This window comes from Streptomyces iakyrus, assembly GCF_000717055.1.
Taxonomy (GTDB): Bacteria; Actinomycetota; Actinomycetes; order Streptomycetales; family Streptomycetaceae; genus Streptomyces; species Streptomyces iakyrus.
Map to the genome: position 1 here is coordinate 1 of NZ_JNXI01000013.1, position 15,300 is coordinate 15,300.

Below are 15,300 nucleotides of genomic sequence, written 5' to 3' on the forward strand. Positions count from 1 at the left end.
GCCGGGGCGGGCTGTGGCTCCTGGCCGGGGGCGGGGGCGCCGGTTGCTTCGCGGCCGGCGTGCGCCGGGGGCGGGGTGGCCGGTGCCGAAGGCGGCGCGCTGTGAGCCGGCGACGACTGGGGCACGCCTTGACCCGCCGGAGGGACGGAGCCGGGCGCGGCCGCCGCAGGGCCGCCACCGCTGCCGGTCATGGCGCCGCCGCTGCTGCCCGGTGCTCCGGTCCCGCGGACCGCCGCACGGGCCGCCGCCGGGCCACCGCCCGCAGGCACCGGACCGCCACTGCCGGCCGGCACCGGACCACCGGCACCCGCCTGGGCCGGAGCGGGAGCGGCTCCCCCGTGGCTCTCCGGGCCGGGCACGTATCCCATGGCAGGCATGCCGGACGGGCCGCCCGCGGAGTAGTTCACGCCGCGCTCGATCCGGTCGAGGCGGGCCATCACGGAGCGCTCGTCGCCGTAGGCGGCGGGGAGCAGGACGCGGGCGCAGATCAGTTCGAGCTGGAGACGGGGCGAGTTGGCGCCGCGCATCTCGGTCAGGCCCTCGTTGACCAGGTCGGCGGCGCGGCTCAGCTCGGCGGGGCCGAAGGTGCCGGCCTGGGCCTGCATGCGCTCGATCACATCGGCGGGGGCGTCGATGAGCCCCTTCTCCGCCGCGTCCGGGACGGCGGCGAGGATCACCAGGTCGCGCAGCCGCTCCAGGAGGTCGGCGACGAAGCGGCGGGGATCGTTCCCGCCCTCGATCACGCGGTCGACGACCTCGAAGGCCGCGGCTCCGTCACCGGTGGCGAAGGCCTCGACGACGGAGTCGAGGAGGGAGCCCTCGGTGTATCCGAGCAGGGCGGTGGCCATGGAGTACGTCACACCGTCCGCCGCGGCGCCCGCGAGGAGCTGGTCCATGACGGACATCGAGTCACGCACGGACCCGCCGCCGGCCCGCACCACGAGCGGGAGCACGCCGTCCTCGACCGGGATCGTCTCCTTCTGGCACACCTGCCCGAGGTACTCCCGGAGGGTGCCCGGAGGGACGAGCCGGAAGGGGTAGTGGTGGGTCCGGGACCGGATCGTCCCGATGACCTTCTCGGGCTCGGTGGTCGCGAAGATGAACTTGAGGTGCTCCGGCGGCTCCTCGACGACCTTCAGCAGCGCGTTGAAGCCGGCCGACGTGACCATGTGGGCCTCGTCGATGATGTAGATCTTGTACCGGCTGCGGGCGGGCCCGAAGAAGGCCTTCTCGCGCAGGTCACGGGCGTCGTCCACGCCACCGTGGGACGCGGCGTCGATCTCGATGACGTCGATGGAGCCGGGGCCGTTGCGCGCGAGGTCCTGACAGGACTGGCACGCACCGCAGGGCGTCGGCGTGGGTCCCTGCTCGCAGTTCAGGCAGCGGGCCAGGATGCGGGCGCTGGTCGTCTTGCCGCAGCCGCGCGGCCCGCTGAACAGGTACGCGTGGTTGACCCGGTTGTTCCGCAGCGCCTGCTGCAACGGGTCGGTGACATGCTCCTGCCCGATGACCTCGGCGAAGGTCTCGGGGCGGTAGCGGCGGTACAGAGCGAGAGACGACACGCATACGAGGTTATAGGCGCCCACTGACATCCGGCCCGGCCCGGGAACGCAGACGCCCCCCACGCACCCGCCAGAGCCGACCTACCCTTGCTGCCTTCCGGCCCTGGGGGAGTTCAGTCAGATAGCGCCGCGTGAGGGGCTGCGCCAAGGTTACCTGATGTCGGGGGCGGTGAACGAGTTCGCGAGCACTCCTCTCGGTCATGTAATGTTCCCAGCGGAGGATTCGCCTAGAGGCCTAGGGCGCACGCTTGGAAAGCGTGTTGGGGGCAACCCCTCACGAGTTCGAATCTCGTATCCTCCGCCAGTGCCTCACCGGGCACGATGTCGAAGGGCCCCACCGCTTGCGGTGGGGCCCTTCGACGTTGTCCGTCTCAGTTTCCGTCTCCCCCGAGACCGCGACCATGATGGTCGTGGTGCAACGCAAGCTTGGCGATCAGAACCGCGGGGATCACCCCGCGCGTGTTCCCTCGGATCGCGGACCGCTCCAGGCGCAGCGCCATCAGGCCGCCGCGGAGGTCAGCCTCCTCGCCGTGGGGCTCGTGCTGGCCTTCACGGCCACCGCCGTGGTCAACACACTCGCCATGTCGGTCTCCGAGCGCGTCCGGGAGTTCGCGCTGCTGCGTCTCGCGGGGGCGACCCGCCGTCAGGTGCTGTCCGTCCTCCTTCTCGGCACCGCTCTCGGCAGCGCCGTTTCCCTGGCCGTCCTGACCTCGTTCAGCATCGGCATGACGGGGCGGGCGGCACCTGCCGTCACACCGCTCATTACGTCACGGTGGTCGCCGGAGCCGGACTCCTCGCGCTCGTCGCGACCGCCCGGCCCGGACGCGTGGCGCTGAGGGTCCGGGCGGTGACGGTGGCGACAGCCGGGGAATGAGGAACGCGTGGAGTCGGTCCGCTCACGCCTTCTTCGCGGTGGACCGCTTTGCGCTCCTGCTTCGTCCCGCAGGGGTGGGCGTGTTCTTGCGCTGGGGCGTTTCCGTGCGGGTCTCGGTCCGTGGGGGCGTCGCCCGCGCAGGGGCGGTCTTCCACTTCAGTTCGATCTCCAGCTCGATCTCGCCGCCGCCGATCTCGATCTCCAGCTCGCTCTGGAGGTCGTCGGGGATCCGGAGGCCCAGCGTCCCGGGGCCGAGGTCCAGCTCGGCGTCCCCGCCCTCCCTCAGGGCGTCTGCGAGGGCCGCGAGCTGGTCGGCGGCCTCGTGGCGTGACAGTGAGCGCTTCTGCTCGAACGTGAGGTCCTTCATGGGGCCCTCCAGGTGGCAAAAGGGTGGACAAATCCATCTCGGCGGGATGTGCGGACCCGTGGGTCAGCCACCCGCCTCCGGACCCCAGTGCTCGGGCCCCACTCCGCGCCAGTCGATCCACGGCACCTCCGCCACGTCCGCCGGGTCGATCTCCAGTCCGGCGCGGCGGAGGAATTCGGCGACGTCGGCGACGTTGTGGGCGAGGCCGAGGATCTCGCCGTCCACGCGGACGCGCCGGCCGCCCGAGGGCGACGGCGGATGCACGATCACACGAATCGGTCCGGACATGCCTTCAGGATCGTCCGGGACGTACGGTCCCGCAGGCCGGCGCGTCATCGAGGGAGCCGCTCGCTCACGTCGGCGGCCCTCCGCCCCAGCTCCCGCAGCTCCCACCACGCCGCGGGACTCGGCCGTCGCTGCCGCCAATAGGGGTGGAAGAACGCCTGGGCCGACAGCCGGTACAGGCGCCGGCGCAGCTCGGTGCGGCCGGGCCGATCGGCGAGCTGCCGGTACGTGGCACTCCACTCCCGTTGCGCCCGGACGAGGTCGTCGGGAAACGTTCGCATGGCCGAATTCAATCATGTGTTCGATTTTTCGAGCCAGTGCAACGCTTCTCCCAGGTCTCGGTTCGGGCACCGGACGTGGACAGCCGCAGCGCGAGAGGCCCGAGTAGGCGCATACTGAGGCCAATGACTAAGCCTGCTGCTCACAAGCGTCACTTGCCTACCAGCCCCTTCAAGGCTCCGGTCGCCCCCGCTCCCAAGTACTTCGCCGTGGGTGACCAGGTCACGCACGACATGTACGGGCTCGGCCGGGTCATCGGCATCGAGGACGGGATCGCCGCGCTCGTCGACTTCGGTTCGGCGCAGATGCGGATCCTGAGCCCCTACGCCAAGATGACCAAGCTGTAGGACCTCCGTGCCCGGTCGGGGCACCCCTGGCCCAGCCCTGGGCCAGTAACCGAAAAGAGACCTCTCATCGAACCGACTTCGCTGTTCTCCGCCGTGGAAGGGCAGCCGAGCCTTTCCGGCGCGGCGTCGCCGCCTCCGGCGACCAACCCCTTCCAGGCCCCCGACTTCGGGGAGGCCGAAACCTTCCCTCTCGTCGAGGACATGCCGGAGCAGCCCGCCGCGACGAGGCGTCCGGCGCGCCGCAGGGCCGCCTAGCTCCCCTCTGCGGTCCTCCCCTCCGCGGTCCGGTCAGGCCTCGCGGTCCGGTCCGGCCTCACGGTCCGACGCCGGCCAGACGTACGGCAGGTCGTCCGGCACGCCCGGGAAGAGCGACGCGTAGGTCGTCGGGTCCTTGCGGACCAGGGCCGAGCGGTGGCTTTCGTGGAAGGGGTCGTCGCCCAGCCAGGGCGGGAGTTCGCCCTCGGCTGCCAGGTGCGGCTGGTCGCGGATCGGCGCGTGCGGACGGGTCGCCGCCAGATCGGCCACGAGCGTCGCCGCGCATGTGTCCTGGTGGCCCTGCTCGCGCCAGACGCGGCAGATCTCCAGACCGTAGCGGACCAGCGCCTCCTCGTAGCCGAGCCACATCTTCACGGCCGGGTGGCGGCGCCAGCCGTAGCCGGGGACGACCAGGCCGCGCAGGACCTGCAGGGCCTCGACGCGTTGCTTGCCGAGCCGGCGGCGGTCGAGGGACAGGGCCGTCGTGCGGAAGTCCGGGTAGGGCAGAAAGGTCTGCATACGGTCGCCGGGCTCCTTACCGTGCGTCGGTGCGCGTGCCGCGCCGCCGGCCGAGGGCGAGAGCCAGGCCGATCATGGCGATGCCCAGGACGAAGTGGAGCCAGTCGTCCGCGGTGTTCAGCGGGACGAAGTTGGCGTCGCTGTCGTGGCCGACGGACAGGCCGTACACCCACAGCACCAGGTAGACGGCGCCGCCGACCAGCAGATACGAGTACGCCCCGGCGGCCGTGCCGGCGAGGATCAGGCCGGTGAGGCCGTACGCCAGATGCACCAGGTTGTGCAGGATCGAGACCTGGAACAGGCCGAACAGTTCGGCGCCCGACTCGTGGGAGGCGAACTCCAGCGAGCCGTAGTCGGTGGTGATGCCCGGGATGAAGCCCAGCACGCCGACCACCAGGAAGACGAGGCCGAGCAGCTGGGCTGCCTGCTGGACGGGGGCGCGGGCGGCCCGGTGGGACGCTGGTGTGGTCATGGCCGGTGGCTCCTCACGCGGGGGACAGGGTCTGTTCCGCCCAGATGGTCTTGCCCGTGGCGCTCTGGCGGGTGCCCCAGCGCTCGGTCAGCTGGGCGACGAGGAGCAGGCCGCGGCCGCCCTCGTCGTAGGTGCGGGCGCGCCGCAGGTGGGGAGCGGTGCTGCCGCCGTCGGACACCTCGCAGATCAGGGTCGTGTCGTGGATCAGGCGGAGCTGGACCGGCGGCTGCGCGTGCCGGATGGCGTTGGTGACAAGCTCGCTGACGACCAGCTCTGTGACGAACACGGCGTCGGAGAGCCCCCACCGCTCCAGTTGCGCCACCACGTCCTTGCGGGTCTGCGCAACCGCGGACGGGTCGGACGGCACCGCCCAGGTGGCGACCTGCCGCGCGTCGAGCGCGTGGGTGCGGGCGATGAGCAGGGCCACGTCGTCGGCCGGGCGCTGCGGCAGCAGATCGGCGAGGACCGTGTCGCACAGGGCGTCCAGCGAGCGCGCCGGGCGGGCCAGGGCCTCCCGCAGCCGGTGGACGCCGGTGTCGAGGTCCCGCTCGGGGGTCTCGATCAGGCCGTTGGTGTAGAGGGCGAGCAGGCTGCCCTCGGGAAGGACGACCTCGGTGGACTCGTACGGCAGGCCGCCCACGCCGAGCGGGGGCGTCGCCGGGAGCCCGACGAGGTCGACGGTGCCCCCGGGGCCGACCACGGCCGGCACGGGGTGCCCGGCCCCGGCGATGCAGCAGCCCCGCGTCACCGGGTCGTAGACGGCGTACAGGCAGGTGGCCCCGACGTCGCCCGAGGTCCCCGCAGAGCCCACGGAGCCCGCGGGACCCGCCGTCGCCTGTTCGTCGTCGCACTCCTCCTCCGTGTTGAGACGGGCGACCAGGTCGTCGAGGTGGGTCAGCAGCTCGTCGCACGGCAGGTCGATGTCGGCCAGCGTGCGGACCGCCGTACGCAGCCGCCCCATGGTCGCCGACGCGACCAGCCCGTGGCCGACCACGTCTCCGACGACCAGCGCCACCCGTGCTCCCGAGAGGGGGATGACGTCGAACCAGTCCCCGCCGACACCGGCGTGCCCGCCCGCCGGGAGGTAGCGGGAGGCGACCTCGACGGCCGCCTGCCGGGGCAGCCGCTGCGGCAGCAGGCTGCGCTGGAGCGTGACGGCCGTGGCGCGTTCGCGGGTGTAGCGGCGGGCGTTGTCGATGCTGACCGCGGCCCGGGCGGCCAGTTCCCCGGCCAGCACCAGGTCGTCCTGTTGGAAGGCCTCCTGGTTGCGGTGCCGGACGAGGAAGGCGACGCCCAGCGTGCTGCCGCGGGCGACCAGCGGCACGGCCATCACGGAGTGGATGCCGAACGCCCGGACCCGGGCGGCGCGGGCCGGATCGCGGGCCAGCCAGGCGGTGAACGCCGTGTCGGTGACCTCGTGCAGGGTGGGCCGTCCGGTGCGCAGGCTCTCGAAGGGCATCGAGCCCGGCGGGTAGGAGTCCACCGCGCCGGCCGCCACGACGGCCTCCGGCGCGCCCGGCGTCACCGACTGAAGCGCAGCCCGGCGCAGCAGCAGCGGCCCGTCCGCCGGAACCGGCTGCTCGGGCGGCTCGGGTGCGTCGTCCAGCGCGGCCAGCAGATCGACGCTGGCGAAGTCGGCCAGGGCCGGGACGGTCACGTCCGCCAGCTCCTGGGCGGTGCGCGTCACGTCGAGCGTGCCGCCGATGCGCCGCCCGGCCTCGGCGATCAGCTGGAGCCGCTTGCGGGCCCAGAACTGCTCCGTCATGTCGTGCGCTGACAGGCAGACGCCCCGGATGGTGCCCTCGTGGTCGCGCAGCGCGGACATGAAGACCGACCAGGCGTGCTCATGGTCTTCGCCGGGCGCCCGCAGGTAGTTCTCCTCGTACTCCGGCTCGCCGGTGCGCAGGACCCGGGCCATGGAGCGTTCCGCCCGCAGGCCGGCGTCGTCGTCGACGATTTCGGACACGCGCAGGCCGCGCATCTCCTCTTCGGTGAGCGCCGTGGCGCGTTCCATGTCGGCGTTGGCCCGGCGCAGCCTGAGCCGGGTGTCGTAGATCGCCTGGGCGCAGCACGGGGACTGGGCGAAACTCCAGCTCACGAGGGATTCGTCGAGACCGGCCGGGCGCTGCCGGCCGGTCAGGGCGGAGACGATGAGCCAGGCGGGGGCGTCGGCGCCGGGTGGTCTGTGGTGCGCGAGGATCCTGACCGTGAGCTGCCGGCCGTCGCGGTGCCGGAGGGCGACGTCGCCGTTCCAGCGGGGCAGCCCGGCGAGCGTGGGCAGACCGCCGCGCACCGGGATCGGCTCGGCCAGCAGATCCGCGGCACGGCGGCCGGTCACCTGCTCGGCCGAGTACCCGAGGAGCCGCTCGGCGCCCGCGTTCCAGCCGGTCACGACGCCCTGTTCGTCGACGGCGACACGGGCCGTGAGGGCTGCGCCGACGAGGGCGTCGAGGGCTTCGGGTTCTTCACCGGACGGCCGGGTGGCCCGGCCGACGGTGGCGGGCTGCTCCATGATCGGTCATCTCGCTCTCGGGGGAATCGGCCATAAACCCCGGATATGTGCAGATATCACCTGCTTACCCCGATTGGGTCGGCTCTCACCGTGACGGCCATGCCGGGAAACGGAGCCTGCCGCCGCCCGGCCCGGGTAACCGCTCCCCCATGGGTCAGATCCTGGTGGGCACGTGTTCCTGGACCGACCGGGCACTGGTCGGCAGCGGCTGGTACCCCCCGGGCCGGCGGGACGCCGAGGGGCGGTTACGGCACTACGCCGAGCGGTTCGGGGTCGTCGAGGTCGACGCCTCGTACTACGCGCTGCCGGGCGAGCGGAACAGCCGGCTGTGGGCCGAGCGGACGCCGGACGGGTTCGTGTTCGACGTGAAGGCGTTCTCACTGCTCACGGGGCATCCCACCCGGGACGCGGTGATGCCGGACGGGCTGCGGGCGGAGCACCGGGACCCGGCGGTGCTGGATCAGGTGTGGGCCCGGTTCGCGGCCGGGATCGAGCCGCTGCGCGAGGCCGGGCGGCTCGGGAGCGTGCTGTTCCAGTTCCCGCCGTGGTTCCGGCCCGGGCAGCGGGCGGAGGCGTTCCTCCGGGAGTGCGCCGAGCGGACCGAAGGCTGGCCGCTCGCCGTCGAGTTCCGCCACCCCTCCTGGTGGGAGCCGGGGCAGGCCGGGGCGACGTGCGCGCTGCTCGCCGGGCACGGCATGGCCGCGGTGGCCGTCGACATGACACAGAAGCTCGCCTCCTCCGTCCCGCCGGTCACGCCCGTGACCTCGCCCCGGCTGTCCGTGGTCCGCTTCCACGGCCGCAGCACCGCCTGGGGCACCGGCAGCAAGGAGGACCGGTTCCGCCACGCGTACGGCGAGGACGAACTGGCCGAGTGGCTGCCCCGGGTGCGCCGGCTGGCCGAGCGGACCGAACAGGTCCACGTCCTGTTCAACAACTGCTGCGGCGACGCCGCCGTCAGCGCCGCCGAGACGATGACGCGGCTCCTCGACGACGGCCCCTCGACACGGGACGTGGCGGCGGCGCGGTTGCCTAGGGCTCGACCCGCACCCGGCGTTCCACCGACACCTGATCCACGTCCGACACCCGCACGGTCGTCTTCATCGTCCACTCCCCGGCGAGCGGCAGGTTGACGGAGTTGGTGCTCCAGTAGCCGCCCCGGTCGGCGAGTTCGGCGTCGATCGGGCCGACCTCGCGGGAGGGCAGGGTGAAGGTGATGCGGACCTCCGGGACCGCCACCAGGCCCCTGTCGGAGCCGTAGACGACGGCCTGCAGGCCGTTCTCGCCGACACGGGCCGGGTCCAGGGTGACCAGCACCTTTCCGCTTCCTGTCACGGAGTCCGTGCCCGTGTCGAAAGGCACGGTGATCTCGGTCGTGGGCGGCAGCGCGCCCACCGGGGCCTGCTGCGCCGCCTCGGCCTCGGCCCGGCTCGGAAGGGTTCCCGTGAGCACGGTCGTGATCATCAGCACCATCGCGGCGACGGCTACTTCGACCAGGACGGAGCGGCGCAGGCGGCGCCGGATGCCGGGGTCGCCGGATCCGGCCCCCGGCCCCGCCGGGCCGTCGGGCGACTCCGGCTCCCCGGGTGACTCCCCCGCGCCGGACGTGCCCGGTTCGCCCGTCCCGGGTCCCTCGGCGGCTTCGTGGCCGTCCGCGGGCGCGCCGACCGGCTGCGGGACCGGTGCGAGTACGGCCGCCCGGGCCGGGGCCGCCGGTGCCGCGATCCGCGCCGTCCAGCGCCGCGAGTACCCGGCCACCAGCAACAGCACGGCCACCCCGGCCAGTTTGACGAGCAGCAGACGGCCGTACGACGTGCCGGACAGCGCGGAGAGGGAGCCGAGGCCGCGCCAGGACTGGTAGAGGCCCGTGACGGCCAGGACGGTCACCGAGGCGAAGGCGATCCGGGAGAAGCGGGGCACGACCTCCACCAGGTCGTCGCCGGACGGGCGGCGCAGGGTCAGCAGCAGCGCCACGAGGCCGCCCAGCCAGACGCCGGTCGCCAGCAGGTGCACCACGGACGACGTCATCGCCACCGGCACCTGGATCCCGGCGGAGGCGTGTTCGGCCGCCGCCCAGGTCAGGGCCAGGGCCGCGGCCAGGGCCGTGCCGATCGCGAGGGCCACGGGCCGTTTCACGGTGTCGCGGCGCCTGGACAGCCAGATCAGGAAGGCGGCGGTCAGCAGGAGGACGAGCAGCCGGGCGAGCAGGGCCAGGCCGGGGCGGCCGGTCAGGGTGCGGCCGAGAGCGGAGGCGTCGAAGGCCGCGGCGGGGCCCGTGCCCGCCTCGTAGGGGGCGCGCAGCAGGAGCAGGACGGCCGTCGAGCCCAGCAGCGTCCACCAGGCCGCCACGAGCGGCCGGCGCAGCGGGGCGGTGTGTGCGGGCCGGCACAGCAGCGCGAAAGCCACCGTGCCGACGAGCAGCGCGGCGGCGAGGTAGGCGAGGTAGCGGGCGGCGTCGTAGAGGCCGCGGGTGAGCGGGTCCTCGGCCGGGCCCGTGTCGATCTGGCCGGTGGTAGCGGACCGTTTCCCCACGGAGAAGCTGAAGGCGCCGGAGACGGGGTGGCTGTCGGCGGAGACGACCCGCCAGGCCACGGTGTAGGTGCCCTCGGCGAGCTTGCCGGGCAGGCCGACCCGGGCCGTGTCGGAGCGGTCGTCCGCGTGCGTGGCCTCGCCGGTGTGGACCCGGCGCTGGTCGGGGCCGAACACCCGGAAGGAGTCGTCGAGCAGGCCGACGGACTCGGTGAAGGTCAGGGTGACGTGGCGGGGGGCCTGTCGGACGAGGGATCCGTCGTCGGGGTCGGTGCTGCGCAGGGCGGCGTGGGCGGAGGCGGGGGCTGCTCCGGCGAGGAGCAGGACCAGCACGGTGCCCAGCAGCACCAGGGCCTGGAAGCGCCGGGGGTGTCCGGCATTGCGATCCTCGTTCCGCCGTTGGTCCACGTGGTTCTCCGGGGTCGGGCTGGACGGCTCCGGGTTATGTACGGACGGGATCGGTGTAGCGCTCAACGGGATGGGGGCCGAGGGGCGGGCCGGGACAGTCTCGCGATCCCGGCCGCCTCCGCCGGATAGCGTGCGGTCAGCTCCGCCGCATCCCCGTGTTCGTAGCCCGCGAAGGTGAAGCCCGGGGCCATCGTGCAGCCGAACAGGGTCCAGGAGCCGCCCGCCGCCACCCTGCCGCCCATCCACGTGCCCGCCGGGACCGTGAACTGGACGTGCTGGCCCCGCAGGACATCCGGTCCGAGCACCGCCGTCCGCGTGGTGCCGTCCGGGGCGAGCAGGAGGAGCTCCAGGGGGTCGCCCCGGTAGAAGTGCCAGATCTCGTCGGTCGGCAGGCGGTGGAGGGCGGAGAAGTCGTCCGCCGTCAGGAGCGCGACGATCGCCGTGCCCTCCGGCCTGCCGTCGGGGCGTTCGGGCCCGGCCCAGGTCTGGCGGAAGAGGCCGCCCTCGCTCGGGATCGGCTCCAGGCCGTAGTGGGCGATGAGGTCCTCGGGGGTCACCCGGGGAACATTAGCTCCCGGTCGAGGAACGCGAGCTGTGCCTTCTTCTCCGGCAGGTACACGTCCGGCAGGTCGATCTCCGGCAGGACCACCACCGGGCCCGGAGCGAAGCCGAGTCCGAGGAACCGGGCGATCGCCTTCTCGTTGCGCACGTCCGGGTCGACCACGACCCGCCGGCGGTCCAGTCCGAGCAGGACGTACGCGGCGATGACCGCCACCAGCCGGGCTGTCCAGCCGTGTTGTCCGCCGCCCGGCCCCGCGGGGGCGAGCAGCAGGTGGACGCCGATGTCGCCGGGGCGGACGTCGTAGCACTCGCTGACACGGTCGGCCTCCGGCTCGTAGGTCTGCAGGAGCGCGACCGGATCGCCGTCCCGGACGACGAGGTGGGCGTGGTGGGTGTCGAGCGCGGCCATGTGGGCGTAGACGGCGGCGACCTGTTGTTCGGTCAGCTCGGTCATGCCCCAGAAGGCGGCCCGCTCCTCGCGGACCCAGCGGTGGATCACGGCGGCGTCGGTCCCGGGGTCGAGCGGCAGGACGCGGACGGTGCCGAAGCCGTCGACCGCCTGCTCGTGGACGGGTGGGCGGGAGGCGTAGGGGTCAGACATCGCATTCCTTCTGCATCGTGGTCCAGTCGGTGACGACCGGGACGAGGTCTCCGGCGAGCCACAGGGGGAGCTGGTCGCGGTGGTGGGGCGAGCCGGGGACGCCCGAGGCGCCGAGCGGGACCACCCAATGGCTGTCCTCGCGCCGGGCCAGGTCCCAGACGTACCGGGCGGCCGGGCCCCGGGCGGCGCGGTCGGTGAGCCCCGGCACGCCCGAGGTGCACAGCACGCAGTCGTGGTCGCCGGACAGCCCCGGTTCGTCGTACGGCTGCTCCGGCTCCAGCGCACGCCAGGGGGCGAGGCGGTGGGTGTCGCCCCAGACGCCGGCCGGCGGGCGGGCGGCCACTTCCTCGATCGCCGCGCGGACGGCCGCCGGGCGGTCGACGCCGAACAGTTCCCCGGCCCGCAGCAGGTGTTCGAGGGCGAAGCCGGCCCGGGGGACGAGGGCCAGCCAGGGCTGGAAGACCTCCGGGTACACCGGTGGTGTGGTGAGCGCGGCGAACGCCGGGTGCGCCGCGAGCCGCCGTACGACCGCTGCGCGCACGGCCGCGTACAGGGCCGCGTCGGCGCTGCCGGCGTCCATGCGGCGGTCCCAGCCGAGGAGGCGGTCCCGGAGGGCGGCGGCCTCGGGGGTGAGGCCGTCGAGGGCGGCGAGGCGGTCCAGGAGGGGGGTCGCGGACGCCAGATGGGTGTCCGTGTGGATCGCGGGCATGCCGGCGGCGGACCAGCGCTCCTTGCCCGCGAGCAGCGCGGTGATGCGGTCGGCGCGGTGCGGCGGGGCGAACTCGACGCCGAGGGGTGCGGCCGGGCCGCGCTGGTTGGCCATGACGGCGACGCCGTCGGTGAGCCCGGCGCGCGGTGTCGCGTGCCAGCCCCGCCACTCGTGTCCCGGCTCCCAGGCGGGCACCACCCGCAGGGAGTTGGTCGCGGCGCGCAGCGGCACCCGCCCGGCGACGCGGTGCAGGACGCCGCCCTCGGTGTCGGCGGCCTGGACGACGTTGACCGGCTCGGCCCACTGGTCGAAGGCCCGGTCCACGTCGGCGACCCGGCGGGCCCGCAGCAGCGGCAGCAGGGCGGTGAAGCCGAGGTCGCCGGTGACGCGGGGCGGGTAGCGCAGGCTGATCGCCACGGGCAGGCCGGAGGGGTCGGCCGGGTCGCCGTCCGGGCCCTCGGGCCCGCCGATGATCACCGGGCCGCGGCCGGTCTCGATCACCTCGACCTCGACCGGGTCCTCGCCCGCCACCTCGACGGTCTCGGTGCGCCGGGCCGCCCGCCGCCACTCCCCGTCCGGGTCGAGGGCCTCCACCCCGGCGCCGGTGCGCCGCAGCCGCTCGCGGTAGAGGTCCTGGTAGTCGGACATGGCGTTGGTGATGGCCCAGGCGACCGTGCCGGTGTGCCCGAAGTGGGCGATGCCGGGGACACCGGGGACGGCCAGGCCCACGACGTCGAACTCCGGGCAGGACAGGTGGATCTGCTGGTAGACGCCCGGGTCCTCGATCCAGCGGTGGGGGTCACCGGCGATGACCGCCTGCCCGGTGACGGTCCGCTCACCGGAGACCAGCCAGCCGTTGCTGCCGGAGGTGCCGGGGCCGTCGGCGGCGAAGAGCCCGATGGCGTCCGGGCCGAGGTGGGCGGCGACCTGCTCGCGCCAGAGCTTGGCGGGGAACCCGGCGAAGAGGATGTGGGTGGCGAGCCAGACGCCGAGCGGGGTCCAGGGCTCCCAGCGGCCGGGGGTGAGGCCGGTGCGGGCGAACTCGGGGGCGGTGCTGCCGGCCAGCCCCTCGTTGACCCCGTCGACGTACGCGCGCACCCACCGCGCCGTCTCGGGGTCCCGTCCGACCAGCTCCGCGAAACAGCGTCTGGCGGTGTCGTCGAGCCGGGCCCGTCTCGCGAACCGGTCCCAGGCCAGGGCGCTCCCGCCGAGGAAGGAAGCCGAGGTGCCCTGCGCCCGGTGGCGCTCGACCTCCAGCTGCCAGGCCCGGTCGCGGGCGGTGACGAGGCCCTGGGCGTGGGCGAGGCCGGCCGCGCTGCCCGCGCGCAGATGCGGAATGCCCCAGGCATCACGGTAGATCTCGGTGGTCACGCCGGGTCTCCTCTTGTCTTCGGGTCGAATTCTCTTGGGGTGGGATTTTCTTTAGGTTAGGCTTGCCTAAGTCACAGCTGTGGCCGGAATCGTACGCGAAGGGGCGGAAAAGCGATGGGGCAGGGGCGGGGTTGGGAGGGCGCGGTCCTCAAACTGCTGCGCGGCAAGGACTTCGAGTTCACGGTGACGGACGTCGAGGACGTCACCCCGGACTACCGGCGGCTGCGCTTCACCGACGGCGGTCTGCTCGCCGCCACCGGAGTGCACCCCACCATGTGGGTACGGCTGTGGTTCGACAACGCGGGCAAGCCGCACCAGCGGGCCTACACCCTGGTCGACCCGGACGCCGAGGCCGGCACCTTCGGCCTGGAGTTCGCCCTGCACGAGGGATGCGCCAGCGACTGGGCCCGGGCGGCGAAGCCCGGCGACACCATCGAGGCGACCGTCCAGGGCACCGGCTTCGAACACCCGAGCCCCGCGCCCTCGCACGTCTTCGCCGTCGGCGACCCGGCCTCGCTCCCGGCCATCAACTCCCTCCTGGACGCCCTGGGTTCCGCCCCGGCCACCGTCTGGTTCGAGGGCGGCGACGACGACCTGCCGTTCCGCACCGACCCGGACCGGCACGAGCTGCGCAAGGTGCCGCGCCAGGACTCCGGCGCACACCTCGTCGACCGGTTGAAGGCGGACCTGCCCGGCCTGCTCCGGGAGACGGCCGACCCGTACGTCTGGATCGCCTGCGACACGGCGACGACCCGGGCCCTCGGGACGTACGTTCGCAAGGAACTGGGCCTGCCCAAGCAGCGGGTGCACGCGCTGGGGTACTGGCGGGCGACCTGAGCGGCGGCCGGGCCCGCGCCGGGGGATGATCGGGGCATGGACGTCACACTTCACCTCGCCCAGGATCCCGAGGCCGACGCGCTGCTCGGCCGCAGCCCGCTCGCCGCGCTGGTCGGCATGCTGCTGGACCAGCAGGTCCCGATGGAGTGGGCGTTCAAGGGCCCGGCGACGATCGCCCAGCGGCTCGGCGGCGACGACCTGGACGCGCACGAGATCGCCGCGCACGAGCCGGAGGCCTTCGCCGCGCTGCTCTCCCAGAAGCCGGCGGTGCACCGCTACCCGGGCTCCATGGCCAAGCGGATCCAGCAGCTGTGCCAGTACCTCGTCGAGCACTACGACGGTGACGCCGAGGCCGTCTGGAAGGACGTCGCCACCGGCAAGGACCTGCTGAAGCGGCTCGCGGAACTGCCCGGCTTCGGCAAGCAGAAGGCCCAGATCTTCCTCGCCCTGCTCGGCAAGCAGCTCGGGGTCCGGCCCACGGGGTGGCGGGAGGCTGCGGGCTCCTACGGCGAGCCGGACTCGTTCCGCTCGGTCGCCGACATCACCGGCCCGGAATCGCTGGTCAAGGTACGGGCCCACAAGCAGGAGATGAAGGCAGCGGCCAAGGCGTCGAAGGCGGGCGGAAAGTAGCGGCCGCGGGGGCCTCCGGCGGGAGGCCGCGAAGACCGGCCGGCCGAACCACGGGGCCACCGGCAGTTGGCCCCCAACACCGGTCGGCCGAACCGCGGGGGGCCGCCGACGGGTGGCCCCCAACACCGATCGGCCGAACCACAGGCGACCACCGACAGGTCGCTTCCAACACCGATCGGCCGGAC

At 73.6% G+C, this 15,300-nt stretch carries 15 protein-coding genes, 1 tRNA gene, 1 other RNA gene and 1 pseudogene; 6 read left to right on the forward strand and 12 right to left on the reverse strand.

Translation table 11 applies throughout. From position 1 onward, the window contains the following. Both OO68_RS19890 and ffs read right to left on the reverse strand, forming a co-directional pair. The coding region (locus tag OO68_RS19890) for a DNA polymerase III subunit gamma and tau (protein WP_033309759.1) at nt 1-1,562 on the reverse strand (1,562 nt) is incomplete at its 3' end. 48 nt (nt 1,563-1,610) lie between these two features. After that, nucleotides 1,611-1,705: signal recognition particle sRNA small type (gene ffs, locus OO68_RS43465), an RNA gene on the reverse strand. Nucleotides 1,706-1,778: 73 nt separating this feature from the next. Here ffs and OO68_RS19895 point away from each other — a divergent pair. Beyond that, a tRNA-Ser gene (locus OO68_RS19895) sits at nt 1,779-1,866 on the forward strand. Between the two features lie 178 nt (nt 1,867-2,044). After that, nucleotides 2,045-2,436, forward strand: a pseudogene (locus tag OO68_RS43470) (FtsX-like permease family protein); the annotation flags it as partial. 22 nt (nt 2,437-2,458) lie between these two features. Here the strand turns inward: OO68_RS43470 and OO68_RS19905 are convergent. The 3 genes from OO68_RS19905 to OO68_RS19915 form a co-directional block, all read right to left on the reverse strand. Then, nucleotides 2,459-2,803 (reverse strand): amphi-Trp domain-containing protein, encoded by a 345-nt coding sequence (locus OO68_RS19905; RefSeq protein ID WP_033309761.1) that lies wholly within the window; start codon nt 2,801-2,803, stop codon nt 2,459-2,461. Nucleotides 2,804-2,866: 63 nt separating this feature from the next. Continuing rightward, nucleotides 2,867-3,091 (reverse strand): hypothetical protein, encoded by a 225-nt coding sequence (locus OO68_RS19910; RefSeq protein WP_033309762.1) that lies wholly within the window; start codon nt 3,089-3,091, stop codon nt 2,867-2,869. A gap of 44 nt (nt 3,092-3,135) precedes the next feature. Continuing rightward, nucleotides 3,136-3,369 carry a DUF8825 domain-containing protein gene (locus OO68_RS19915; protein WP_033309763.1) on the reverse strand — a complete coding sequence of 78 codons (234 nt, stop codon included), beginning with the start codon at nt 3,367-3,369 and terminating at the stop codon, nt 3,136-3,138. Nucleotides 3,370-3,492: 123 nt separating this feature from the next. On the opposite strand from OO68_RS19915, the gene OO68_RS19920 reads away from it, so the two are divergent. Then, nucleotides 3,493-3,714 carry a hypothetical protein gene (locus tag OO68_RS19920; RefSeq protein ID WP_033309764.1) on the forward strand — a complete coding sequence of 74 codons (222 nt, stop codon included), beginning with the start codon at nt 3,493-3,495 and terminating at the stop codon, nt 3,712-3,714. Between the two features lie 288 nt (nt 3,715-4,002). On the opposite strand, the gene OO68_RS19930 is transcribed toward OO68_RS19920, so the two are convergent. Genes OO68_RS19930 through OO68_RS19940 form a run of 3 tightly spaced genes read right to left on the reverse strand, consistent with a single transcriptional unit; the run spans nt 4,003 to nt 7,472 of the window. Then, nucleotides 4,003-4,488, reverse strand: coding sequence for an MSMEG_6728 family protein (locus OO68_RS19930; RefSeq protein ID WP_033309766.1), 486 nt, complete (start codon nt 4,486-4,488; stop codon nt 4,003-4,005). A 16-nt stretch (nt 4,489-4,504) separates the two neighbouring features. Continuing rightward, on the reverse strand, nt 4,505-4,960 hold the full coding sequence (locus OO68_RS19935; RefSeq protein WP_033309767.1) for a DUF4383 domain-containing protein: 456 nt from the start codon (nt 4,958-4,960) through the stop codon (nt 4,505-4,507). A 13-nt stretch (nt 4,961-4,973) separates the two neighbouring features. Continuing rightward, nucleotides 4,974-7,472, reverse strand: a complete 2,499-nt coding sequence (locus OO68_RS19940; protein ID WP_033309768.1) for a SpoIIE family protein phosphatase — start codon at nt 7,470-7,472, stop codon at nt 4,974-4,976. A gap of 149 nt (nt 7,473-7,621) precedes the next feature. On the opposite strand from OO68_RS19940, the gene OO68_RS19945 reads away from it, so the two are divergent. Then, on the forward strand, nt 7,622-8,602 hold the full coding sequence (locus OO68_RS19945) for a DUF72 domain-containing protein (protein WP_033309769.1): 981 nt from the start codon (nt 7,622-7,624) through the stop codon (nt 8,600-8,602). On the opposite strand, the gene OO68_RS19950 is transcribed toward OO68_RS19945, so the two are convergent. The 4 genes from OO68_RS19950 to OO68_RS19965 all read right to left on the reverse strand — a co-directional run bounded on the left by OO68_RS19950 (nt 8,502) and on the right by OO68_RS19965 (nt 13,648). Next, a complete protein-coding gene (locus OO68_RS19950; protein ID WP_033309983.1) occupies nt 8,502-10,346 on the reverse strand; it encodes a copper resistance CopC/CopD family protein in 1,845 nt (614 codons plus the stop codon). The genes OO68_RS19945 and OO68_RS19950 overlap by 101 nt on opposite strands. A gap of 122 nt (nt 10,347-10,468) precedes the next feature. Then, nucleotides 10,469-10,963: a cupin domain-containing protein gene (locus OO68_RS19955; RefSeq protein WP_033309770.1), complete on the reverse strand. Its 495-nt coding sequence runs from the start codon at nt 10,961-10,963 to the stop codon at nt 10,469-10,471. After that, nucleotides 10,960-11,568, reverse strand: a complete 609-nt coding sequence (locus tag OO68_RS19960) for a GNAT family N-acetyltransferase (RefSeq protein WP_033309771.1) — start codon at nt 11,566-11,568, stop codon at nt 10,960-10,962. The genes OO68_RS19955 and OO68_RS19960 overlap by 4 nt, the downstream gene beginning before the upstream one ends. Beyond that, entirely contained in the window at nt 11,561-13,648 is a 2,088-nt protein-coding gene (locus tag OO68_RS19965; RefSeq protein WP_033309772.1) for a penicillin acylase family protein, read from the reverse strand. Before OO68_RS19965 ends, OO68_RS19960 begins: the two co-directional genes overlap by 8 nt. A gap of 114 nt (nt 13,649-13,762) precedes the next feature. On the opposite strand from OO68_RS19965, the gene OO68_RS19970 reads away from it, so the two are divergent. Next, nucleotides 13,763-14,485 carry a siderophore-interacting protein gene (locus tag OO68_RS19970; protein WP_033309773.1) on the forward strand — a complete coding sequence of 241 codons (723 nt, stop codon included), beginning with the start codon at nt 13,763-13,765 and terminating at the stop codon, nt 14,483-14,485. Nucleotides 14,486-14,521: 36 nt separating this feature from the next. Beyond that, the gene (locus tag OO68_RS19975; protein WP_033309774.1) at nt 14,522-15,115 is read left to right on the forward strand and encodes an HhH-GPD-type base excision DNA repair protein; all 594 of its coding nucleotides are present in this window, start codon (nt 14,522-14,524) and stop codon (nt 15,113-15,115) included. Nucleotides 15,116-15,300: the final 185 nt, after the last annotated feature.